This window comes from Gluconobacter cadivus, assembly GCF_015244745.1.
Classification (GTDB): domain Bacteria; phylum Pseudomonadota; class Alphaproteobacteria; order Acetobacterales; family Acetobacteraceae; genus Gluconobacter; species Gluconobacter cadivus.
This window is the reverse complement of sequence record NZ_JABCQI010000004.1, coordinates 145,004-167,353: the sequence shown is the minus strand read 5'-3', so window position 1 is coordinate 167,353 and position 22,350 is coordinate 145,004. Positions and strand designations below refer to the sequence as shown.

The following is a 22,350-nucleotide window of genomic DNA, read 5'->3' as shown; positions in this document are numbered from 1 at the left end:
AGCCTCCCGGTTTCTTATCCCTGTTCCTGCCCTTTGAGGTTGCTGATTTCGGAAAGAAGAAAGTCCCGGAAGACCGCGATCCGCTTTGATGTCCGCAATTCTTCAGGATAGACGAAATAGGCTTCCACCAAGGGCACCTGCTGGTTCGGCAATATCCTGACAAGATCAGGATAGCCTGCTGCGGCATAGAGGGGCAGGGAGCCGATGCCGGTTCCGGCTGCAATCGCATTCGCGACCGCCGAGATATTGTTGATGGCCAGACGACGGCTACCTTGGCGTGCAACACCTTCCTGACGCAGAAGATCCAGCAACCAGTTCACATTAGGCAGTGGCAGGTGCCAGCCTGCAAAGCTGATGATCTGATGATTGGCCAGATCTTCGATAGAGTGCGGCGTCCCATGGCGCTCAAGATAGGCGGCGCTTGCATAGATCGGCATGGGGAAATTGGCGAGATGACGCTGCACCAGATCGGGCTGTGTGGGCGGGTGCAGCCGGATGGCGACGTCTGCCTCACGCATGCCCAGATCCAGATCTGCATCTTCAAGCAGAAGTGTGACTTCAATGTCGGGATGCAGTTCCAGAAAACGGTTCAGACGTGGGGAGAGCCATGACAGGCCGAAGCCCGTTGTCGTGGTAATCTTGATCTTTCCCGCGGCCCGCTCCTTGCTTTCGCTCAGGAAGGCCTGCGTCAGAGCCAACTTCGAAAAGACTTCGCGGACCGTACGGTTCAGGACATCGCCCTGTTCCGTGAGGATCAGCCCGCGCGCATGCCGATGGAACAGCGGCACGCGCAGGACGTCTTCAAGCGCGGAAATCTGCCGGGAAACTGCCGACTGGCTGAGTCCCAGCCGGTCACCGGCATGGGTGAAGGAGCCAGCTTCAGCGACGGCATGAAAAATCCGCAGCTTGTCCCAGTCCATCTGGTTTTCTCCCCGTTCGCCAAGGCGACGGTCTTCGTCCTTTTTACCCATACGTCCCGGCGTTATCCGTCAAGATATGTCGTTGAAAGGACGAAATTGTCTGAAGCACGCGCGAGGGTCAAGTTTTTGTCATGGCAGGTATGCCAGAAAGATATCGTTCGGCTTCCAGAGCGGCCATGCAGCCTGTTCCGGCCGCTGTGACGGCCTGCCGGAAAATGCGATCCTGAATGTCGCCTGCCGCAAACACGCCTTTGACAGACGTTTCGGTTCCGCCGCTTTCCGTCAGGATATATCCGTCGCTGTCACAGGCCACCTCATGCAGGAAAGGACCGGTATTCGGCGTGTGGCCGATGGCGACGAAAACCCCGTCGACATCCAGTTTGGACGGCGCGCCTGTCTGGGTATCTTTCAGAGCGATCCCACAAACCACTTCCGGTTCGCCTGAGCCCAAAACCTCTTCGACGGCCTTGTTCCAATGAACTTCGATCTTCGGGTTGGAGAACAGACGCTCCTGAAGGATACGCTCGGCTCTCAGGCTGTCCCGACGATGGATCAGATGAACCTTGTCCGCGTGATGCGTCAGATACAGCGCTTCCTCGACGGCCGTATTGCCGCCACCGATCACGGCCACCGTCTTGCCACGATAGAAGAAGCCATCGCAGGTCGCGCAGGCAGAGACGCCGCCGCGCTGGAGACGCTTTTCCGATTCGAGGCCGAGCCACCGGGCCTGTGCGCCCGTAGCGATCACGACCGTGCGGGCCCGGAACTCGTCTCCCGAGTCTCCAACCAGTCGGAAATATCCATCAGGTCCGGGGCCTTTCTTCAGGTCGGCCTGAACGATCAGGTCATAAATCAGGCGCGTTCCGACATGCTCGGCCTGCGCGCGCATCTGCTCCATCAGCCAGGGGCCCTGAACAGGAGTCGCAAAGCCGGGATAGTTTTCAACATCCGTCGTGATGGTCAGCTGGCCGCCGGGCTGCATTCCGGTCACGAGAATCGGCTTAAGACTTGCGCGGGCCGCGTAGATTGCTGCCGTGTAGCCAGCAGGGCCAGCGCCCACAACCAGCAGATCCGTATGATGGATTTCGGGCATGATTGGTCCTCAAATGATATCAGGCCCCTTCATATAGGGACTTCGGACGCATGTGCCATCTTTGCGGATCATGTCGGCTGACATATACGTCAGATTGAAATGAACGCTTCTTCGCACTCCGCACCGATTGAACTGGACGCCATCGACCGGCAGATCATTGCCGAACTCCAGGCCGATGGACGCATGACCAACGTGGAACTTGCCCGTCGTACCGGCATTTCCGCGCCTCCCTGCCTGAGGCGGGTCCGACGGCTGGAAGAGCTGGGAATCGTTAAGGGATATCACGCCGAAGTGGATGCTGCCCTGCTGGGGTGGTCCCTGAATTTCTACGCCCTGATTGGCCTCGACAGCCAGAAGGGAAGTGTTCTTGAGGCTTTCGAAGCTCAGGTCGGTGCATGGCCCGAAACGCGCGAATGTCACATGATCCGGGGCGGGGGAGATTTTCTCGTCCGTCTGGTCGCCCGTGATGCCGCCCATCAGAATGCCCTGACACGCCTGCTGACCGACAGTCCGCATGTCGTTCGCGTCCAGACTCTCCAGACCATCCATACGAGCCGCGATCTTGCCGGCGTGCCGATCTGATCGACTGAATCCATGACCGCTTCCCGGTTGCTGTCTCTTCCGGCCGAACTGAGCGTCATAGTTCCCTGCTACAACGAAGTGTCCAATGTGGCGCCGATGGTTGCAGCCCTTGACGCGGCGCTTGAGGGCAGGGCGTGGGAAGTCATTTTCGTTGATGACAATTCACCGGATGGAACGGCCAATGAGGTGTCCCGGCTTGCGCGGCTGGACCCACAGGTCCGGCTGGTGCGCCGCGTTGGCCGTCGGGGTCTGTCTTCTGCCGTGATCGAAGGCATTCTGTCGTCCAGCGCTCCTCTGGTTGCGGTGATGGACGGCGATCTGCAACACGATGAATCCGTTCTGCAGACCATGCTTGTTGAATTACAGAAGGGTGCCGAACTGGTTGTAGCCAGCCGCCATGTCGAGGGTGGCGATAGTGGCGGACTGGCCGGGCGTTGGAGGCATTTGCTTTCGGATGCGGGCATCCGGGCTGCACAGGCCGTCATGCCGCATCCATTGAGCGATCCGATGAGCGGTTTTTTCGCCATTCGTCGGGATCTTTTTGAATCCCTGTTGCCGCGCCTGTCCGGGACAGGCTTCAAGATCCTGCTCGATCTGGTGATGTCCGCCCCTAAAACTGTCCGGATTGTCGAGGTGCCATTCGTCTTCCGCCCGCGCCTTGCAGGCGAGAGCAAGCTTGATGTCGTGGTACTGCTTCAGTTTGCGACCATGGTGCTCGACAAGCTGACGCATGGCTGGCTGCCGACCCGCTTCATGGCCTTCGCGCTGGTCGGGCTTATTGGTGTGGTCGTGAATGTCAGCGTTCTGGATCTGGCAGGCGCATGCGGCCTGAGTTTTTCCTGGGCACAACTCGCCGGAACCGCTGTCGCTATTTTGACGAATTTTCTGCTGAACAACCGCTTCACCTACCATGATCGGCGTCTCAAGGGTCACAAGCTCTGGCGAGGATTGGCTGTCTTCGTCGCGGTCTGTTCGCTGGGGGCCGTTGCCAATATCGGCATTGCCCGGATGATGCTGGATAGTGCGGGTCATGGTCACTGGGACCGCTCGTCTGCGGCGGGGGCCGTCGTTGGTGTGGTCTGGAACTATGCGGTGTCTTCCACGCTGGTCTGGCGCTGAGACCGTGGGTGACAATACGCGAAATATCCGGCTCTTCTGGGGGCTTCTTGCGGGCCTGACGATTATCCGTCTGTATCTTGCAGCCAGTGTGCCACTAACGCCGGACGAAGCGTATTACTGGGTCTGGTCGCGCAATCTTCAGCCCGGCTATCTGGACCATCCGTTCATGGTGGCCCTGTGGATCCGTGTTGGAACATGGATCGTCGGGGATACGACGCTGGGTGTCCGTCTTCTGGGGCCACTGTCTGTTCTGCCGGGAAGCTGGGCGCTGTACCATGCGGCGCGGCGGCTGTTACCGGGGTCTCCGTGGCCACAATCGGGGCTCAGGGCCGCGCTTTTGCTCAATGCTACCCTGATGCTTGGGCTGGGGGCTGCGACGATGACGCCCGATACGCCGCTGCTGTTCTTCATTACGCTGTTTCTCTACACGCTCAGCCGCGCGATTGATCCCGGACTGACCGCACGCGCGGCTCTTCCGTGGTGGATCGGATCAGGCCTTCTGCTGGGACTGGCGTTTGATTCAAAATATACCGCCGTCCTGATCGGTCTTGGGCTGGGCTGGGCGGTTCTCACGACGAAACGCCTGCGTCAGCAGTCCGGCCCCTGGCTGGCTCTTCCGGGGCTGTTTGTGGCGATGTCGCCTGTCATTGTGTGGAATGCGGGACATCACTGGGCCAGCTTTATCAGGCAGGGAGGCCGAACGGGCGACTGGCATCCGGCGCGGGCGCTCCAGTTCATGGGAGAACTGATTGGCGGACAGATCGGACTCGCCACGCCGCTTGTTTTTATCCTGTTTGTGGTCGGGCTTTGGGTGTGTGTCAGGCGTAACCGGCTTCTGGCATGGCTGGCTCTGGTGCCGACGGCCGTGTTTGTCGCCCATGCTTTCGGAGATCGCGTGCAGCCAAACTGGCCTGCCGTCATCTATCCGGTGCTTGCTATCGCCGCACTTGAAGCCGGATGGCGCATCCGCTGGCCTGTGATCAGTGGGCTGGTCATCACCATGATCGTTTGCATTCAGGCAATATTTTCGCCGCTTCATCTCGTCCCGCATCGCGACCCGGTGTTGCGTCTGACCGGAGGATGGGATGAATTTGCCCGCAAGGTTGCCTTACAGGCAAAGGCGCAGGGCGCGACGGCTCTGGCTGCCGAAGATTATGGTCTGGCCTCCCGTCTGGCATTTACGCAGAATATTCTTCCCGTTATCGGAACGGATCCGCGGTGGCATCTTTTCCGCCTTCCAGCCACAGCGAGGGCGAAAACGGTCGTGATTGAAGAGCAGAGGCATGGCGGGGAAGGGCAGAAAGCCGCGACCTCCTGCCGCGAAGTTCGGGGTCAAGCTATCCGCTGTTACATTCTGCATGAGCTGGATTTTGTCACAGGCGTGGGGCTGCCGGAGCGTTCTTAAACCTCTCCTTAAGAACTTGCCTGTCATACTGAGACCACTCAGGAGGCGGGATGTCCAACCAGAACGGCAAAGCAGCACGAAAGATCATCATCAAACGTTTTGACGTTGTTGAAGGTGGTCATCACGGCGGGGCATGGAAAATCGCCTACGCCGATTTCGTAACGGCCATGATGGCGTTCTTTCTGGTCATGTGGCTCATCAACGCCACGACGGAAGAGCAGCGAAAGGGTATCGCCAACTTCTTCAACCCGATGGCGGTCTGGAAAGACATGCCACCACCCGTGGATAATGTTCTGCCTGCGGCTCCCGAGCCTGTTTCTCTGGAAACAAAAGCCGTCGCCTTGAAACCGGGCAAGGACCAGTACGGAAAACCGGTGCAGGGAGGGGCTTCGGGCGCACAAACGGCCAGAGATCAGAGCACGTCCAGCCCTCATACGGCCCAGATCGTCGTTCTTCATGATAATCAGATCCAGCCCGGCGAGCCGCCTGTCACGTCCTCTCCCCGGAACGCAGACCAGAAGGCGGAACAGGCTGCCAGAATGGCTGCGGCCCAGAAAATTCAGGCCCTGATCAGCAATGCGCCGGAACTGGCCGATGTCCGTTCGCAGGTCTCGGTTTCCGCGGGCGATGATGGCCTTCATATCCAGATCGCAGATTCCGACCATCAACCGATGTTCGCTTTGGGTAAGTCTACTCCTGATGCCCATGCAGTTCAGTTGATCAAGGCGATCGTGCCCTACCTCGAAAAACTGCACGGCAAGCTCTCCATCGCCGGTTACACGGACGCAGCACCCTACCGTCCCGGACAGATGAGCAACTGGAGCCTGTCGAGTGCAAGAGCGGTCGCCGTACGGGATCTGGTGGTTCAGAACGGCTTTCCGGATGGACGCCTGAAATCCGTCAGCGGATATGCCGATCGGAACCTGTTTGACCCCACCCAGCCTCTCAATCCGCGGAACCGTCGCATCGTTCTGGTGCTGTCGCCCGATATTTCTCAATAAATTCAGGTCAGTCAGGAAGTTTTCGGATGTTCATCATTATCGGTCTGGTTGTTGTTCTGGGCTGTGTTTTCGGATCGTTCGTGGCATCCGGCGGGGCCATTGGCCCTCTCGTTTCATCAATGCCTTTCGAGCTTCTGACCATTCTGGGGGCTGCCGTCGGAACCTTTCTGATGGCCAATTCCATAGCGGCCGTGAAGCACCTGCCGGGTGGCCTGAAGAAGGCTATGAAGGGTTCGCAGTATGTCCGTTCGGACTATGTCGACCTTTTGAGTCTGTTGTTCCATATCTCGAAGCTGGCCTCTTCCAAAGGGTTCATGGCGCTTGAATCCCATATCGAAGACCCGCAGGGCAGTACGGTGTTCGGTGCTTTCCCGAAAATCCGGGACAATTCCCATGTTTGTTCGTTCATCTGCGATTACCTGCGTATGGCGGGTATGAACGCCACCGATCCGTATCAGATGGATGAGGTGATGGGGAATGAACTCAAGAAAAACATGCGGGAGGAAATGCACCTTTCCCATGCGCTGCAGTCCATTGCTGATGCGCTGCCTGCACTTGGGATCGTGGCGGCCGTTCTGGGTGTGATCAAGACCATGGCGTCCATCAGCAAGCCGCCCATCATTCTGGGTGAAATGATTGCAGGCGCTCTGGTCGGAACATTTCTTGGTATTCTTCTGGCCTACGGAATTGTCGCACCAATTGCCAGTCGGCTGGGGGGCGTAGTGGAGGAAGAATCCTCTTATCTTGATCTCGTGCGCTCTGTGATCGTGGCGCATCTTCAGGGCAATGCGCCTCAGGTCAGTGTCGAAATCGGCCGCAAAAGCATTCCATCCGATCTGATGCCGAGCTTTCAGGAAGTGGAAGAAGCAGTCAGCGCAGCAGCTGTGGCCTGATTGTCCGGATGCCTTTACGATGCCGATATTGTCGGTATCGTAAAGGCGTTCCATGTCTCCTGTTCTTGCGAGAGCACTTTGTCTGTCTCTCTCCATCCTGCCTCTGGCAGCCTATGCGGGCTCATCTTCTCTTCCGTCGCCTGCTGAACTGAGTCAGACAGACGGCGCCAAAGCGTTGGAATGGGTGCGGGCACAGAACGCCCATACAGAGGCGACGCTCACTTCTGATCCCCGCTACAAGCCTCTCTATCAGAAAATCCTGACGGCCCAGCAGTCCCCCGCACGTCTTGCGCTTCCGACGCAGCAGGGCGGAGAAATCTGGAACTTCTGGCAGGATGAGCATCATACACGCGGGATATGGCGCAGCACGTCCACCTCCTCCTTCCAGTCCGGCCATCCGCAATGGAAAACGCGTTTCGATCTTGATGCTTTGGCGCGCAATGAGCATGCCAACTGGGTCATGGAAGGTTTGTACTGTCTCAGTCCGCAGGACCGGTTCTGTCTGATGTCGCTCTCACAGGCGGGGGAAGATGCTCATGTGGTCCGGGAATACGACACGCAGGCAGATACTTTTGTAAAAGACGGCTTTGATCTTCCTTCCGGAAAGCAGACGGCCATCTGGGTTGATGCCAATACACTTCTGGTCTCGCGGGACTGGGGGACGGGCAATGCCGGGCTGACGCATTCGGGCTACCCCTATTCGGTTCGGCTTTTGCATCGTGGGCAGAAGCTGGATCGGGCCGTCGAAGTCTATCGCGGTCAGATCACGGATATGGATGTGGCACCGGAGCGCTTGCGTGATGAAAAAGGCCACGAAGTCTTTCTGATCAGCCGCCATCGGGATTTTTTCCACACGGAAGTCAGTCTGTTTGATCCTGCCACGCAGACGCTGACCCGGCTGCCTCTGCCAGAAAAATATGACAGCCTGTCCTATCTGAATCGCCAACTGGTTCTGCATCTCTTGCAGGACTGGACGGTGTCCGGTCAGACATTTCACGCCGATAGCATTGTCGCGCTGGACCTGAAAAATCCTGCCGTGCCTCGACTCATCCTGTCGCCGACGTCCCGTCAGACGGTTGGGGATGGGATGGGTGATGCTCTGGCGGTGACAAAAGAGGGTCTGGTGGTTGTTCTGTATGACAACGTTCAACCTGTCCTGAAGCTCTTTCGCCGGGCCGCGACTGGAGCATGGATTTCGCGGTCCATTGATCTCCCAAAGAATATGGCCGCAGAAATCGTTTCGTCAGATCCTAGCGTGTCGCAGGCCTATCTCCAGCTTGAAGGCTTCATTCAGGCGCCACAGATCTGGAGCCTGAATACGACAGTTCAGACCGCTCAGCCTCTGTATCGACAACCCGATCTGTTCGATGCATCCAATCTGGCTGTCGAGCAGATGTCGGCGACCAGCACGGATGGGACGGCCATTCCCTATTTCATTGTGCATGCCAAGGATTGGCAGAAAGACGGGGCCCGTCCGACGCTGATGACGGCCTATGGTGGTTTCGGACTCTCCTATTTGCCGGTCTATCATCCCGATCTTGGGATCACGTGGTTTGACCGCGGTGGCGTTTACGTCATGGCCAATATCCGTGGCGGCGGAGAATTTGGCCCGGCATGGCATGATGTCGCGCGTCGGGAAGGGCGGCAGAAGGCTTATGACGACTTTGCAGCCGTTGCCCGGGATCTGACGGCGCGTCATATCACATCGCCACGGCATCTGGGGCTGCGGGGACGCTCCAATGGCGGTCTGCTGGCGGGGGTGGAGTTCACCCAACATCCAGAACTGTGGAATGCCGCCATCATTGGCGTGCCGCTTCTGGATATGATGAATTACGAGCAGATGGCGGCGGGCGCGTCCTGGGCCGCCGAGTATGGCAGCGTCTCGGAGCCAGGGCCGCGAGCGTTCTGGGAGAAAATGTCGCCTTTGCAGAACCTGAAGGCGGGTGTGGCCTATCCGGAGCCATTTATTTTTACGTCAACGCGCGATGATCGCGTCGGCCCGATCCATGCGCGTCGTTTCGCGGCGCGGCTGGAAAGCCTGAAACAGCCCTTCCTGTATTATGAAGACGTGGAAGGCGGCCATGCGGGTACGGTCAATGCGGCGGAAGTCGCGCATGAGCGGGCTCTGGAAGCCATCTATCTCAGTCACCGCCTGATGGACGCGCAGTAACCTGTGCGTCTCCCCTGTCCGCAGATGGCGGGCAGGGGAGCGAAAGCATTTCAGGCACAAAAAAAGCCGCGCTCCCAAAGGAGGCGGCTTTTTTTTCCGTTCGGAGGACGGGAAGGCTTAGAAGCCTTCACGCTCCAGACGCTTACGCTCCATCTTGCGGGCGCGACGAACAGCTTCAGCTGCTTCGCGGGCGCGCTTCTCGGAGGGCTTTTCGAAGTGGCGACGCAGCTTCATTTCACGAAACACGCCTTCGCGCTGCATCTTCTTCTTGAGCGCCTTAAGCGCCTGGTCAACATTGTTGTCACGAACGAGAACCTGCACGGTGCCGTCAACTCCTTATGGGCCCGCTCTTCAGCGCCACCCGTGATATGGCAATCCAACTAAGGATGGTGCCCTTAACACATCTTTTGCGGGGAACGCAATTCATTCGGCCATGCTTGAATGGATTCTTCGCAAAGCGCACTCTGCGGCGTGTATTTGCGTTCCACCCGATGCAACGTCCGTCTGAAGAAAGAGGATTTCATGGCCCTGCTCAAGATTGCCCGGATGGGCAACCCCGTCCTGCATCAGGTGGCACGGGCCGTTTCCGACCCGAAAGCCCCGGAAATCCAGTCTCTCATCGCAGACATGATGGAAACGATGGCCGATGCGCTCGGGGCGGGGCTGGCAGCGCCTCAGGTCCATCAGCCCTTGCGGATGTTCGTTTATCACGTTCCTGCAAGCCGCGTGGCGACTCCCGAGGAGGCATTGCTGCCCCGCGTTCTCATCAATCCCGAAATCACGCCTCTGGGTGAAGAGATGATGACTTGCACCGAAGGGTGCCTGTCGATTCCGGGACTGCGGGCTGATGTGCCGCGTTATGCCGCAGTGCGCTATGCGGGATTGGATCAGGATGGTGTCTTGATCGAAGGCGAGGCGACGGGGTTTCATGCCAATGTTTTGCAGCACGAAAACGACCATCTGAACGGCATTCTCTATCCGCAGCGCATCATTGACTTCGATCGCTTCGGATATGTGGAGGAAACCCTTCGGTGACGGCCAGAACCATGGACATCCCGTCATCCGCGACGGCCCATCTTTATCTGCGGGAAGACCGGATCCGGCAGTCCTATGAGGCCATGATGCTGGCTTGGCGGACCCTGAATGCCGATTGTGAAAGTCTTCTGCGCGAGAAAGGGCTGGGGCCAGCGCATCACCGCATTCTTTTCCTGGCTGCCGCACACCCGGGGATTACCCCGGGCGCGCTTTTGAACAGTCTTGGCATTACCAAACAGTCTCTGGGTCGCGCTCTGGGGGATCTTCGGGATCGCAAACTGCTCGTACAGGAAGAAGACCGCCATGACCGCCGCAGACGTCCCCTGCGCCTGACGGAAGCCGGGGAGGCTCTTGAACGCGAACTGTTCCTTATGATCCGCGAAGTGATGACCCGGGCCTATCGTGAAGCGGGCATGACGGCTGTGGAAGGGTTCCGCCGGGTCCTTGCGCCCCTCCAGACACCAGCCGGGAATCCTGTCCCATGAGTGACGAGCATATTCTGGTCGTTGATGATGATCCGCGCCTTTTGCGGCTACTTCAGCGTTACCTGTCCGAGAACGGTTATCGGGTGAGCACGGCCCTGGATGCTCTGGCGGCCCGCGACGTTCTGCAACGGATTCAGCCCGATGCACTCGTTCTCGACGTGACCATGCCAGGCGAGGACGGTCTGTCCCTGACCAACAGCCTGCGCAAGGAGGGTCTGTCACTTCCCATTCTGCTCCTGACGGCGCGGGGGGAGCCTGCGGACCGGATCGGGGGGCTTGAAGCCGGTGCGGACGACTATCTGGGTAAGCCTTTTGAACCGCGTGAGCTTCTGCTCCGTCTGCGGGCCCATCTTCGACGTGTTGTGCCTGCGTTGCCTGTGGTGGACGAAGTTCCCGACATCCTGCGGCTGGGAGAGCTGGAATTCGATGTCAAACGCGGGCTCCTCAGTGGCCCTCAGGGGGCCGTTCATCTGACGGGAGGAGAATCCGCGCTTCTGGGCGTTCTCACCAGTCAGCCGGGAACGGTTCTGTCGCGTGAAGCCATCGCCAAGGCGCTGGAAATGGACGAGATCGGCGAACGTGCGGTCGATGTTCAAGTCACGCGTCTGCGTCGTCGGATTGAGGTCGATCCCAAGGAACCCCGTTTCCTTCATACCGTGCGGGGCAAGGGTTATGTTCTCAAACCGGGACGCTGATCCAACGGTTGAGCGGGACGAGTCCTGGCAGAAGCTGGACCGCCCGTTAAGGCGTATTCTGCCGCGCTCCCTCATGGGGCGGTCGATGCTGATCGTGCTCATTCCGCTACTGGTGACGCAGGCGATCGCGCTGGGCCTGTTTTACGGAACCTATCTGAACGTCGTCTCTCGCCGCCTGTCAGACGGCGTGACGGGCGAGATTTCGCTAGTCGTGGCCATGATCGAGCACGCCTCATCCCCAGCGGAACAGGAGCTCATCCTGCAGGATGCGTCCTCGCGGACCCAACTGGGCTTCTCATTCCATCCTGCTGAAAAACTCTCCCGCTACGGCACCAATCATGTGCTTGGCCCAATGGATGACGATTTTGCCCGCTCGATCCGGCAGAACCTTGGCCAAGCCTATGATGTGGACTGGTCTGAAGCGCCCCAGACAGTCCGCGCCTCAATCCAGCTTCCGCAGGGTGTGATGGTGGTCATGGTGCCGGTCAAGCGCCTGAATATCGGGCCGATCTGGCTTTTCGTGGTCTGGGCCGTCAGCAGTTCCATTCTCCTGTTCCTGATCGCCGGGCTGTTCATGCGCAATCAGGTGCGCGCCATCCGCCGTCTGGGGCAGGCTGCCGAACTGTTCGGGATGGGAAGGGATGCTGGGCCGATCCGCCCTCAGGGCGCGCGGGAGGTGCGACAGGCTGCTGTTGCGTTCAATCGCATGCAGGCGAGGGTGAACCGCTTTGTGGCGCAACGCACGGCTGTTCTCGCCGGTGTTTCGCACGATCTGCGAACGCCCCTGACCCGATTGCGCCTGACAGTTGCCATGATCCCGACCTTCGGCCCGATCCGCGCCGAGAGCCTCAAGCCGGATCTGGCGGATATGGTCACGGATATCGAGGACATGGAACGTCTGATCGGCAGCTATCTGTCATTCGCGCGTGGAGAAGGGGCCGAGGAGCCCGTTCTGACCGACCTGAGAGGCATGCTGGACGATGTCGCGACTGCCACGCTGCGTACGGGAGGGCAGGTTCTGGGCGTTGAAGGTCGGGAAGGCGTTGAGGCTGTGGTACGGCCTGACGCATTGCGCCGCGTTTTGACGAATCTGGCAGAAAATGCCCGCCGTCATGGCGGAGCGATGCGGTTCTCCTTGCGCGAAGGAGAGCGGACTATCGAAATTTCTGTGGAGGATAACGGGCCGGGCCTGTCCGCCAGCCGCCGGGCCGCCATTTCGGAACTGAATGGCACGAGTGTCAGTCAGGACGGACAAAGCGGAGGTCTGGGTTTGACAATTGTGCGGGACATCATTCACGCCCATGGCGGGTCCATCCGTTTGACGGACAGTCCGTTGGGAGGTTTGGGCGTTCTGCTCAACCTCCCGAAGTAATCAGGTTTCCAGAAACTTAGGGCAGCGAGTTGCCAGCGCCACCATTGCCGGTGCCCTGACCGCCCATCGGTCCGGTGCTTCCGCCAAACTGGCTGCTCATGCCGCTCATCGGGTTGTAGCGGCCGACATTGCCCAGCAGTTCCTGCAGGATGGACGAGCTGGTGCCTGGCGTTGGTGTCTTCGCGCCTACCATGCCGACATACATCGCGTTCTTCTTGTTGAGTGTGTCCACCTTGCGCAGGACGCCGCCATTATCGAAGTTCAGCACCACGACTTCCTGCTTTTTAACGCTCGGGAATGTCAGCGGCGTAGGGGACGTGATCATCGAGACGTAGATCCAGGTATTGTCATCGAAGGTCGCGTGCGCCGTCGGTGAGCCCAGCAGATCGAGAACATCCGTGCGGGTGCTTGTTCCGGGTACGAGCTGTGCGTAATCGGTCTTTTCGATCAGGGAGCCGCGTGGCTCGGGAATCGGAGAAAAGAACGAGCATCCGCCGAGCATCAGCGGAACACATGCCACTCCAGCCTGCGCGAAACGGCGAAGGCGGCGTGTTCTGCTTTGGGGCGTCGGGGAAGATGCGTTATTCATGGATCCGGAAACTATCCTGTGCAAGAGAACCGCTCCACTGAGCGCGTGCCCGAATGGCGCCTGCATGTCAACGATTTCCCCCATAATCCGGGGGCTGGAGTGCCTGAATGTCCCATTCTCCTGAATTTTCCCGACGTATTCTCTTCAACCGGCTGGGATCGGGACTGGACGAGACGATCGAGGCAACGCCCGCAGAGCGGGCAGCCCTCGCGGCCCGTCTGGGTATCCCCGAGATTGAAACCCTGACCTGCCGTTTCCGTCTGACGCCATCGACCAACCGAAGCGTTCTGGCGGAGGGGCATCTTGCCGCAAAGCTTACGCAGGTCTGCGTTATCACGTCAGAACCGTTCAAGGATGTTCTGGCCGAAACCTTCTTTTTGAAGTTCATCCCCGCAGAAGAGATGCCGGAAGACGAGTTCGATATCGATTCCATTGATCTGGACGGTCCGGACGAGGTTCCGCATGACGGAAAGGCCCTTGATATCGGCGAGGCTGCAGCGGAGCAGCTTGCCCTGATGCTGGACCCGTATCCGCGCAAACCCGGCGTCGGTCTGGAAAATGCGGTTGACGTGGCGCCCGCAGAAGGGGAAGAAGGGGCTGAGTTGTCTGGCGAAGGACCGGATGGTCCACGCCGTCCCAATCCGTTTTCAGCACTTTCCGCGCTGAAGAACGGGGACAGGAAAGAATAAAATCCCACGTCTGACTTGCGGGTTTCTTCTGGCTCTGCTAGAGCCGCCCGCCTGAACTCGACGTAAATACGAGACGACGAACAACAGGGCACCGGATGCCGCGGGGAGCGGAGCAGGGGTGCCGACACAGAAGCAGAAAGAGGCATAAAAGCCATGGCCGTCCCTAAAAGAAAGACTACGCCGTCCCGTCGTGGCATGCGTCGCAGCCACGACGCCCTGACCGTCGAGGCGCACGCAGAGTGCTCGAACTGTGGCGAACTGAAGCGTCCGCACCACGTTTGCAGCCATTGCGGTCACTATGACGGCCGTGAAGTGGTCGCTGCTGGCAACAGCGGCAAGGGCCTGAAGACCGCCGTCCGCGCCTGATCCCTACCTGCGGGTCCGTTGCCTCCCAGGAGCGCGGCCCCGCATCTGTGATGCTGTCCGGGAAACTGTCTCAATGACCAATGCGCCTGTCACGCCCGAACGTGACGTCGCGGCCTCCGGGCCTTATGCCCTCGCCGTCGATGCAATGGGTGGTGACAGGGCCCCGGATATCGTCCTTGCCGGACTTGATCTGGCTGCCGACCGGCACCCGAAGGCTCGTCTTCTCCTGATCGGAGATGAAGTCGTTCTCAGGGCCGCTCTGCTCAAACATCCCAAAGCTGCAAGCCTGTGTGATATCCGTCACTCAGACGCCAGCATTCCCATGGAAATGAAGCCGACATCCGCGTTGCGTGTCCGGGGTTCGTCCATGCGTATGGCTATGGAAGCTGTGGCGGCAGGCGAAGCCCGTGGCGTTGTTTCTGCGGGTAATAGCGGTGCCATGCTGGCGCTTGCGAAAATCATCGTCAAAGCCCTTCCAGGAATTTCCCGACCTGCCATGGTCGCGGTCCAGCCGTCTGCGCGTGGTGATGTCGTAATGCTCGATCTCGGCGCGAACATCGCCTGCGATGCGCGCAATCTGGTCGAGTTTGCGATCATGGGCGAGGCTTTCGCTCAAGCCGCGCTCGGCCTGCCGTCTCCGACAATCGGCCTTCTCAATGTCGGCTCGGAAGAGCTGAAAGGGGATGACCGTTTGCGAGAAGCTTCCGAGCGCCTGAGGGCCAGCCCTCTGGCGCCGCAGTTTCATGGCTTTGTCGAAGGACATGATATTACCGCCGGCACGACCGACGTGATCGTGACGGACGGATTTACCGGCAATATCGCGCTGAAAACCGGCGAAGGTGCGCTGAAACTTGCCTTTGGCCTCCTGCGGCGCGTTTTTGAAACCAATCTGCTGACCCGCCTTGGATATCTGCTGGTCAAACCCGGACTGGAGCGGATGCGGGAATGGATTGACCCGCGTCGCTACAACGGAGCTCTATTCGTCGGTTTGAACGGCATTGTCGTGAAATCGCATGGCGGCGCGGATGGCGAGAGCTTTGCCGCAGCCGTCGATGTTGCCATGGATGCCGTCACGCACCATCTGAACGACAAGATCCGTGATCGTCTGGAGCAGTTGGGCATGGGGACGTCCGAACCGACTGATGCCGTGTCCACCAAGGCTGTTCCTGAACCTGTGAGCTGAAAAAAATATGTCCGATCCCATTCGTGTCCGTCTGACGGGTGTCGGGGCCTATCTGCCGCGCGACGTCGTAACCAATGACGACCTTGCCCTGAAATACGGCATCGAGACTTCGGACGAATGGATCAGGACCCGAACCGGCATTGCCCAGCGGCATATCGCTTCCGGTGACGAAACCACGGCCAGCATGGCGGCTGAAGCAGCCCGACAGGCGCTGGACTACGCTGGCGTTGACGTTTCCGAAGTCGATGCGGTTCTGGTCGCCACGGCCACGCCGGATCAGGTTTTCCCCGCTGTGGCTGTGCAGGTTCAGGCTTTGCTCGGCATGACGACGGGTTTCGGTTTCGACCTCAGCGCTGCCTGCTCGGGTTTTGTCTATGCGCTGGCAACGGCACGCGCGTTGATGCTGGCAGGTCAGGCGAAGAAAATCCTCGTGATCGGGAGCGAAGTTTTTTCGCGCCTTCTGGACTGGACGGACCGTTCCACCTGCGTTCTCTTCGGAGATGGCGCGGGTGCGGTCCTGCTGGAAGCAAGCCGTGACGGTGAGGAGGGTATTCTCTCCACTCATCTACACTCCGATGGCCGGACGGGCGATATTCTTTATGTGGACGGTGCCGCAGGCTGTGCGTCCGCGACGCAGAAACTGCGCATGCAGGGACGTGAGGTTTTCCGCCATGCTGTGGTCAAGCTCTCGCAAGCCGTGGATGAAGCGCTGGCTGCTAATAATCTGACGGGTCAGGATATTCAGTGGATGGTGCCGCATCAGGCCAATCTGCGGATTATCGAAGGTATGGCGAAGAAACTGGCGCTGCCGTCGGATCGGGTCGTCGTGACTGTGGACCGTCATGCCAACACCTCTGCGGCCTCCATTCCGCTGGCCCTGAACGAGGCGGTGCGGGACGGACGGATCCGGAAGGGCGATCTGGTTCTTATGGAGGCACTGGGCGGCGGCCTGACATGGGGATCCGCTCTCGTCCGGATGTAACCTGCTCCCCGTTTAGAGCAGGTTAATGATTGATTCCTTTGACTGTTCTGAACGTCATGATACGCAAGTGACATGAGCACAGTCACGCGCGCGAATCTTGTCGAGCATCTCTATAGTCGTGTCGGTCTTTCCCGGCACGATTCCTCCATGATTCTCGAGAGCCTTCTGGATGCGATTTCCAACCGGCTCGAGGCGGGCGAATCCGTAAAGCTGAGCGGGTTCGGAACCTTTTCCGTCCGCCAGAAGGGAGAGCGCATTGGACGCAATCCCAAAACGGGCGTGGAAGTCCCCATCCTTCCCAGAGCTGTACTGGTGTTCAGGCCCTCTCAACTGTTGAGGGATCGCATGAACGGCTCCGAGACGGTCGCTGCCGAGGCATCGTCCCATGACAGATAAGTCTATGCCCGAAGCCGTCGTGCTGCCGCCGAATGACGATATTCCGGCTGGCGCTGAAAAGGTCAGGAAGGCTCCGGATGCGTACCGGACCATCAGCGAGGTTGCCGAGGAACTGCATATTCCCCAGCACCGTCTGCGTTCGTGGGAAACCATCTATCCGGGTGTAAAGCCGTTTCGTGGGGAAAGTGGACGGCGCTATTACAGCCCCGAGCATATCGAGACGCTTCGGCTGATTTCAGACCTGCTTTATGTGCAGGGCTACAAGGGGCAGGGGGTTCTGCGCGTGCTGCGGGAACGCCGTGCGCAGAAAGCACGGGCGGGTCAGAAGACTGTTGAAGAGGCAGTTCCGGAAGCAGTACCTGAAATTTCAGCAGACTCCGCGGAATTGGTTTCTATGCCCATTGTTAGCGCCGAGTTGACTGAGGAGGAGCAGCCTTCTGCGGATGAATCGCTGCTTACGGAGGTTGTCCACGATGAGGACTTGGATATCGCATCAGCAACCGAAGCTGACGACGAAATCATTTTCCCTGAACTTCCTGCCGAAGCTCACAACGTCATCGTGACTGAGGTTGTTGACATTCCAGAAGAAGAGAAGACGCCCGAAGCCGAAGCCGAAGCCGAAGCCGAAGCCGAAGCCGAAGCCGAAGCCGAAGCGCACGATTCTGCTCTTCTCATAACCCTGCGTGACGAAAACGAGCTTCTGTTCAACGCGCTCGAAAAGACCGAGGCCGAGAACGGTCTGTTGCGGGCGGAACTGCGCGAAATTTTTGAAGAGCTTCAGAATTTGCGAAATCTTCTGCCAGTTTAGTCAAAATCCCCCATTGCGGTGAGGGTAGGACACTGCTAAACCACCGCCACCGCAGGACGACGGGCAGTAGCGCAGCCTGGTAGCGCACCAGTCTGGGGGACTGGGGGTCGTGGGTTCGAATCCCGCCTGCCCGACCAGTCCTGCGGTAATAATTCTTCCTTAATATTCAGTGTCTTTTGCATAGATCCCTTTGCGGGGATTTGTCTCTGTCCAGATCGTCCACAGCAGATGCAGGGCGGACATGATGGCCGGACCAAGGAAGAGACCCAGCAGACCCCAGGTCTCGGCGCCGCCAAGAATTCCCAGCAGAACCCACAGGAACGGCATTTTCGTGCTGCCACCAATCAGGGCGGGGCGGATAAAATGGTCCGCGATGAAGATCACGACGGAGCCGATGGCGGCTACGACGATCGCTCCGATCATGCTGCTTTTTGCCAGCAGCAGCAGCGCCACCAGCCCAACCGTCGGCCATGCCAGAAATGGGATCATGGCGGCTACAGCCGTCACCATTGCAAACAGCAGGGGCTGGGGTGCGCCCGTCGACATATAGACGATGCCCATGATCGCACCTTCACCCAGACCGACCAGAACCAGTCCGGCCAACGTCCCGTGAACTGACGAAATCATCTGTTTGGCGAGGCTTTCTCCCTGCTCACCGAACAGACGCTGTGATCCCAGAAGGCATTTACGGATGACGCTGTCGCCATCTTTCAGCAGGAAAAACAGTGTCAGGAGCGAAAAGGCGAACAGCGTGCCCCGGCGGGCGAGCTGGGTTCCCACTTGTCTGGTCATTTGCATTCCGTGTCCGACATCGACAGAATGAAGCAGATGGGAGAGGCGTTGGGGGCTGGTCATGTGGTTCTGCCACCAGTTGGTGGCCTGAGTGGCCATAAAGGGCAGACGAGGCACCCATTCCGGCATCGGAATGCCGTTATTGCGGACGTCATCAATCCATTCCAGCGCGCTTCGTGCCTCATCCGCGACTTTCACCCCAACCAGCGAGACAGGCACCAGAAAGATCAATGCCACGGCCAGAGTGAAGATTATGGGTAGCCAGTCGCTGCGACCGAAGCGCAGTTCAGCGCGGCGGTAGAGCGGCCAGATCGAAATTGCGAACACGCAGCCCCAGAGAAGCGCCGGCAGAAAGCCCTTGAGGGTATAGAGGCCTATCGCCACGAAAAAGAGTGCCAGAAAGCCCCGTGCGCGCCGCTGGATCGTTCCCGTGGAGTCTGAGGCCTCTATCGTGATGGTGTCGGGTGCTGAGGGAGAAGAAAGATCTGTCATGGGACTTCCGGAAGAAAAACATGCCTGAACTGTCGTCCCGTGCAGAGCGATCTGCCGTGACGAGAAAAGTCCGGATGAAGAAGGCGTCAAAAAAACCGGGAAACGCGGTTCCGTAGTGCGGAACTATTCCACGGGAAGGCTTTCAAATGAAGAGCAGCCGGACTGTATGCTGAGTCCAACAGCCTGCTGGTTGAAACGTTTTTGATAGATCTGACGAATGGCTCTCAGATGAGCCTGAAGGCTGCGGTCTGTGGAAGGCGCAACAATCCAGACGATTCGTGACCCTTCCTGAATGACCTTGTGACCAGCGGCATCATACCACTGCCCCTGAGCGTCGATCACGGTAAAACCCGCAGGGAAACGCGGTGTGATTTCGCTGTCCACAAACTGCTGCCAGTCCTGCCTTTCGATGACACTGCCATCAGGGCGGGTCAGGCCGAATGCCAGACGGATCTGCAATCCGTCATGCGCGCCGATTTCCCGACACAGATTGGGTGTGACGCTGACAGGAACAATGCATCCGCCCAACAGAGGCGTCGTCAGGATCAGGGACGCGACTGCTTTTCTCACGCGGCCTGTCCGGAGAGGGCGCGGCGTAAAATGGCGGCGTCGGCGGGAGCGAAAAGACCGCGGCGGAGGAAGAGATCGATCAGGACGAGATTGACGTTGAACTTGAAGTCGTCGGTGTCGCGGACCAGTGCCATGACCTCCTGAATGGGCAGAAGGTGGAAGCTTTCCACTTCTCCGTCCTCCGCTATGGGCACGAAGCCCTCGGGGAGCAGGAGATCATAACAGTGCAGGACATCGCGCCTTAGCCCTTCAGGTCGCTCAAGAGCATAGTGGATCCGTCCGACGGCTTGCGCTTTTGCCGCGAGTTCGGCGGGGATCCCGGCTTCTTCCTGCGCTTCCTTGATCACGGTCGTCTGCGGGTCGAGACCGGCGCTCATGCCTCCTGCAACCAGATGATCCAGCTTTCCCGGATCGAGGCGCTTGCTCATGCTGCGCCGTGCGACCCAGAGGAAAAGTCCGTCTGCACGCTCGACCAGTCCGTTCAGATGTACGCCTTCGGCCGCAAGCCCCAGAACCGGAATGGCACCCCGGTCCACCTGTCCAAGAACGATGCCGCTGTCATCGCGCACGTCGAAGGCTTCGTGATGGGAGGCGTAGAGGCCCATCTCGCAGAGCGTGTGGGACAGCGGAAAGAGGTCTGCTCCGGCGCTGACGCCGAATTTTTCCCCTTCGCGAACACCAAGGGTTTCAAGAGCCTGCACCGTGGGCGGACTGAGCCAGCCGATCTGTGAGTCAGCACAAAAGAACGGAGTGCGACCGCCCGGCAGGACAGCGCTGTTGCAGGCTGCGATATGCCGCAGAAACGGCTCAAGGGTGCGGGAGAAAGATTTATTCGACACAGCTGAATATGTCGCATGCAGGACAGTTATTTGCAAAGCGCCGTCAGCACTTCCACATACTCAATCCATGCTCAAAAAAACCGATTCGACGTCTGAAGCGCTTTCCCTTCGTGTTTTGTGGCCCCTTATCCGACCGGAGAAGCTCTGGCCGGACGCGACGCGCATCGGGTTTGCGCTGCTCATTCTTCTGGTGGAGAGCGCGACTGCAGTTGCAACGCCCTGGCTCTTTAGTCGCATGGTCAGCAGTCTTTCGCGTCCCGAAACTCTTCTGGCTGTTCCGGTCTGGCTTATCGCCCAGTATGCGGTCATCCGCATTATTTCCGGGCTGGCGAGCCCATTGCGGGAATTTCTGGTCAAGCCGGTCGAAACGGATCTTGAACGTCGTGTCGCTGTCCTCGGGCTGCGACATCTGCATGATCTGAGTGTCCGGTTTCATCTGGACCGGCAGACGGGCTCCCTGACCCGAACGCTTGATCGTGGAGCCGATGCTGTTGGAACACTGCTTTCACTGGCGCTGTTCAACGTTCTGCCTAACGTCATCGAACTCATCATGACGCTGACCGTCATCCTGAAAATCTTCGACTGGCGATATGTGGCGCTGCTTCTGGTGGCGCTGGGGCTGTATTCCACCGTTTCCTATGTCTTTACCCGTTTGAGGATGACGGCCCGTCGGGCGCGGAACCGTGCCAGCAATCAGGCCCAGCACCAGCTTGTAGACAGCATTCTCAACTTCGAGACAGTGCGTAGCTTTGCCAATGAAAGCCACGAGATCGAGCGTTACGACGCAGCGCGCAAGGATCTCCGGCAGGCGGAAATCAGCCTTCAGCGTTATGTCAGCCTGTCCCAGATCAGCCGGGGCTTTCTGATAGCCGCGACGACTACCACGCTTCTGGCTATGGCCGCGCATGATATCGTGTTGCATCGTCTCGCGGTGGCCCAGTTTGTTCTGATCGGCAGTTATCTGAGCGGGCTTTATTCGTCCGTGGGCGCCCTGAACTATGTCAGTGCAGGCTGGCGTAATGCCCGCGTCGATCTGGAAAACTACCTCGAACTGCTCGCCATCCGGTCCGAAATTCTTCAGGTTCCACACCCTGTGCACCTTGCTGGAAAACTGTCAGAGGCCGGAGCGGCAGCGGTTGCGTTCCGCCATGTCTCTTTCGGCTACAGCCCCGCAAGGCAGATCCTGCATGATGTGTCCATCACCGTACCCGCAGGGACGTCTCTGGCCGTTGTCGGCCATACAGGCTCTGGGAAATCTACGCTCGGGCGTTTGCTGACCCGCGCCTATGATCCCACGCAGGGCTCGGTCTGCATTGATGGGCATGACCTGCGTGAGATCGCGCCGACCGACATTCAGAACATTATCGGGACGGTCCCGCAGGATACGGTGCTCTTCAATTCCAGCATTGGCGACAATATTGCCTATGGCGATCTGTCGGCCTCCCGCGAAGAGATTGAAAATGCGGCCCGTAGCGCGCAGATCGACGCCTTCATCCGGGAACTGCCCGACGGGTATGAGACTGTTGTCGGGGAGCGGGGGCTGAAGCTCTCAGGGGGCGAGAAACAGCGTGTCGCTATTGCCCGCGTTATCCTCAAAGACCCGCGTATCCTGCTGCTGGACGAGGCCACAAGTGCGCTTGATACCCGCACCGAGGTCGCCATCCAGAAGGAACTGGCGATCCTCTCCCAGGCACGCACGACGATCATTGTGGCCCATCGTCTGTCCACCGTGCAGGATGCCGATCTCATCGTCGTGCTTGACGCGGGGCGCGTGGTGGAGCAGGGAAGCCATCCGGAACTGCTGTCCGCAGGTGGCCATTATGCCGCAATGTGGGCCGCGCAGGCCGGGGAAAACGCCGCTTGAACGTCTCCGG

At 59.0% G+C, this 22,350-nt stretch carries 24 protein-coding genes and 1 tRNA gene; 18 read left to right on the top strand and 7 right to left on the bottom strand.

Translation table 11 applies throughout. The features are described 5' to 3' along the window. Window positions 1-14: 14 nt before the first annotated feature. On the bottom strand, window positions 15-920 hold the full coding sequence (locus HKD28_RS07600; RefSeq protein ID WP_099286563.1) for a LysR family transcriptional regulator: 906 nt from the start codon (window positions 918-920) through the stop codon (window positions 15-17). 118 nt (window positions 921-1,038) lie between these two features. Further along, window positions 1,039-2,013, bottom strand: coding sequence for a thioredoxin-disulfide reductase (gene trxB / locus HKD28_RS07595; RefSeq protein WP_194267786.1), 975 nt, complete (start codon window positions 2,011-2,013; stop codon window positions 1,039-1,041). A 99-nt stretch (window positions 2,014-2,112) separates the two neighbouring features. Here trxB and HKD28_RS07590 point away from each other — a divergent pair, with 99 nt between their 5' ends. The 6 genes from HKD28_RS07590 to HKD28_RS07565 are packed head-to-tail and all read left to right on the top strand — an operon-like array spanning window position 2,113 to window position 9,183. Then, window positions 2,113-2,595 carry an Lrp/AsnC family transcriptional regulator gene (locus tag HKD28_RS07590; protein ID WP_099286487.1) on the top strand — a complete coding sequence of 161 codons (483 nt, stop codon included), beginning with the start codon at window positions 2,113-2,115 and terminating at the stop codon, window positions 2,593-2,595. Window positions 2,596-2,607: 12 nt separating this feature from the next. After that, entirely contained in the window at window positions 2,608-3,714 is a 1,107-nt protein-coding gene (locus HKD28_RS07585; RefSeq protein WP_194267785.1) for a glycosyltransferase, read from the top strand. Window positions 3,715-3,718: 4 nt separating this feature from the next. Continuing rightward, window positions 3,719-5,119 carry an ArnT family glycosyltransferase gene (locus tag HKD28_RS07580; RefSeq protein WP_328749570.1) on the top strand — a complete coding sequence of 467 codons (1,401 nt, stop codon included), beginning with the start codon at window positions 3,719-3,721 and terminating at the stop codon, window positions 5,117-5,119. A gap of 50 nt (window positions 5,120-5,169) precedes the next feature. Further along, window positions 5,170-6,120 carry a flagellar motor protein MotB gene (locus HKD28_RS07575; protein WP_194267783.1) on the top strand — a complete coding sequence of 317 codons (951 nt, stop codon included), beginning with the start codon at window positions 5,170-5,172 and terminating at the stop codon, window positions 6,118-6,120. 26 nt (window positions 6,121-6,146) lie between these two features. Then, entirely contained in the window at window positions 6,147-7,013 is an 867-nt protein-coding gene (gene motA, locus HKD28_RS07570; RefSeq protein WP_062027286.1) for a flagellar motor stator protein MotA, read from the top strand. Between the two features lie 52 nt (window positions 7,014-7,065). Beyond that, on the top strand, window positions 7,066-9,183 hold the full coding sequence (locus tag HKD28_RS07565; protein ID WP_194267782.1) for a prolyl oligopeptidase family serine peptidase: 2,118 nt from the start codon (window positions 7,066-7,068) through the stop codon (window positions 9,181-9,183). 117 nt (window positions 9,184-9,300) lie between these two features. Here the strand turns inward: HKD28_RS07565 and rpsU are convergent, their stop codons facing one another. Next, on the bottom strand, window positions 9,301-9,504 hold the full coding sequence (gene rpsU / locus HKD28_RS07560) for a 30S ribosomal protein S21 (protein WP_011251722.1): 204 nt from the start codon (window positions 9,502-9,504) through the stop codon (window positions 9,301-9,303). Between the two features lie 201 nt (window positions 9,505-9,705). Here rpsU and def point away from each other — a divergent pair, with 201 nt between their 5' ends. From def to HKD28_RS07540, 4 genes are read left to right on the top strand one after another with little or no spacing between them, the layout of a single operon-like run. Then, the gene (gene def / locus HKD28_RS07555) at window positions 9,706-10,218 is read left to right on the top strand and encodes a peptide deformylase (RefSeq protein WP_207728910.1); all 513 of its coding nucleotides are present in this window, start codon (window positions 9,706-9,708) and stop codon (window positions 10,216-10,218) included. Beyond that, complete coding sequence (locus HKD28_RS07550; protein ID WP_194267780.1) at window positions 10,215-10,703, top strand: MarR family winged helix-turn-helix transcriptional regulator; 489 nt, start codon at window positions 10,215-10,217, stop codon at window positions 10,701-10,703. Before def ends, HKD28_RS07550 begins: the two co-directional genes overlap by 4 nt. After that, window positions 10,700-11,398, top strand: coding sequence for a response regulator (locus HKD28_RS07545; protein ID WP_194267779.1), 699 nt, complete (start codon window positions 10,700-10,702; stop codon window positions 11,396-11,398). Before HKD28_RS07550 ends, HKD28_RS07545 begins: the two co-directional genes overlap by 4 nt. Next, on the top strand, window positions 11,376-12,770 hold the full coding sequence (locus tag HKD28_RS07540; RefSeq protein ID WP_194267778.1) for an ATP-binding protein: 1,395 nt from the start codon (window positions 11,376-11,378) through the stop codon (window positions 12,768-12,770). The genes HKD28_RS07545 and HKD28_RS07540 overlap by 23 nt, the downstream gene beginning before the upstream one ends. Before the next feature lie 16 nt (window positions 12,771-12,786). On the opposite strand, the gene HKD28_RS07535 is transcribed toward HKD28_RS07540, so the two are convergent. Continuing rightward, window positions 12,787-13,359 carry an outer membrane protein assembly factor BamE gene (locus HKD28_RS07535; RefSeq protein WP_194267777.1) on the bottom strand — a complete coding sequence of 191 codons (573 nt, stop codon included), beginning with the start codon at window positions 13,357-13,359 and terminating at the stop codon, window positions 12,787-12,789. Window positions 13,360-13,466: 107 nt separating this feature from the next. On the opposite strand from HKD28_RS07535, the gene HKD28_RS07530 reads away from it, so the two are divergent. From HKD28_RS07530 to HKD28_RS07500, 7 genes are all read left to right on the top strand, one after another. Next, window positions 13,467-14,048, top strand: a complete 582-nt coding sequence (locus HKD28_RS07530) for a DUF177 domain-containing protein (protein WP_099286476.1) — start codon at window positions 13,467-13,469, stop codon at window positions 14,046-14,048. Window positions 14,049-14,201: 153 nt separating this feature from the next. After that, complete coding sequence (gene rpmF / locus HKD28_RS07525; protein ID WP_062026921.1) at window positions 14,202-14,414, top strand: 50S ribosomal protein L32; 213 nt, start codon at window positions 14,202-14,204, stop codon at window positions 14,412-14,414. A 73-nt stretch (window positions 14,415-14,487) separates the two neighbouring features. Further along, complete coding sequence (gene plsX / locus HKD28_RS07520; RefSeq protein WP_194267776.1) at window positions 14,488-15,597, top strand: phosphate acyltransferase PlsX; 1,110 nt, start codon at window positions 14,488-14,490, stop codon at window positions 15,595-15,597. Between the two features lie 7 nt (window positions 15,598-15,604). Further along, on the top strand, window positions 15,605-16,579 hold the full coding sequence (locus HKD28_RS07515; protein ID WP_194267775.1) for a beta-ketoacyl-ACP synthase III: 975 nt from the start codon (window positions 15,605-15,607) through the stop codon (window positions 16,577-16,579). 72 nt (window positions 16,580-16,651) lie between these two features. Continuing rightward, on the top strand, window positions 16,652-16,975 hold the full coding sequence (locus HKD28_RS07510; RefSeq protein ID WP_194262106.1) for an integration host factor subunit alpha: 324 nt from the start codon (window positions 16,652-16,654) through the stop codon (window positions 16,973-16,975). Further along, window positions 16,965-17,783 (top strand): MerR family transcriptional regulator, encoded by an 819-nt coding sequence (locus HKD28_RS15580; RefSeq protein WP_207728909.1) that lies wholly within the window; start codon window positions 16,965-16,967, stop codon window positions 17,781-17,783. The genes HKD28_RS07510 and HKD28_RS15580 overlap by 11 nt, the downstream gene beginning before the upstream one ends. Window positions 17,784-17,843: 60 nt before the next feature. After that, window positions 17,844-17,920, top strand: a tRNA-Pro gene (locus tag HKD28_RS07500). 22 nt (window positions 17,921-17,942) lie between these two features. On the opposite strand, the gene HKD28_RS07495 is transcribed toward HKD28_RS07500, so the two are convergent. The 3 genes from HKD28_RS07495 to HKD28_RS07485 all read right to left on the bottom strand — a co-directional run bounded on the left by HKD28_RS07495 (window position 17,943) and on the right by HKD28_RS07485 (window position 20,476). Then, complete coding sequence (locus HKD28_RS07495; RefSeq protein ID WP_194267774.1) at window positions 17,943-19,067, bottom strand: AI-2E family transporter; 1,125 nt, start codon at window positions 19,065-19,067, stop codon at window positions 17,943-17,945. A gap of 123 nt (window positions 19,068-19,190) precedes the next feature. Then, window positions 19,191-19,637 (bottom strand): DUF3574 domain-containing protein, encoded by a 447-nt coding sequence (locus HKD28_RS07490; protein ID WP_194267773.1) that lies wholly within the window; start codon window positions 19,635-19,637, stop codon window positions 19,191-19,193. After that, window positions 19,634-20,476: an NUDIX hydrolase gene (locus HKD28_RS07485; RefSeq protein WP_328749555.1), complete on the bottom strand. Its 843-nt coding sequence runs from the start codon at window positions 20,474-20,476 to the stop codon at window positions 19,634-19,636. Before HKD28_RS07485 ends, HKD28_RS07490 begins: the two co-directional genes overlap by 4 nt. Before the next feature lie 67 nt (window positions 20,477-20,543). Here HKD28_RS07485 and HKD28_RS07480 point away from each other — a divergent pair, with 67 nt between their 5' ends. Next, window positions 20,544-22,340: an ABCB family ABC transporter ATP-binding protein/permease gene (locus HKD28_RS07480; protein ID WP_194267771.1), complete on the top strand. Its 1,797-nt coding sequence runs from the start codon at window positions 20,544-20,546 to the stop codon at window positions 22,338-22,340. Window positions 22,341-22,350: the final 10 nt, after the last annotated feature.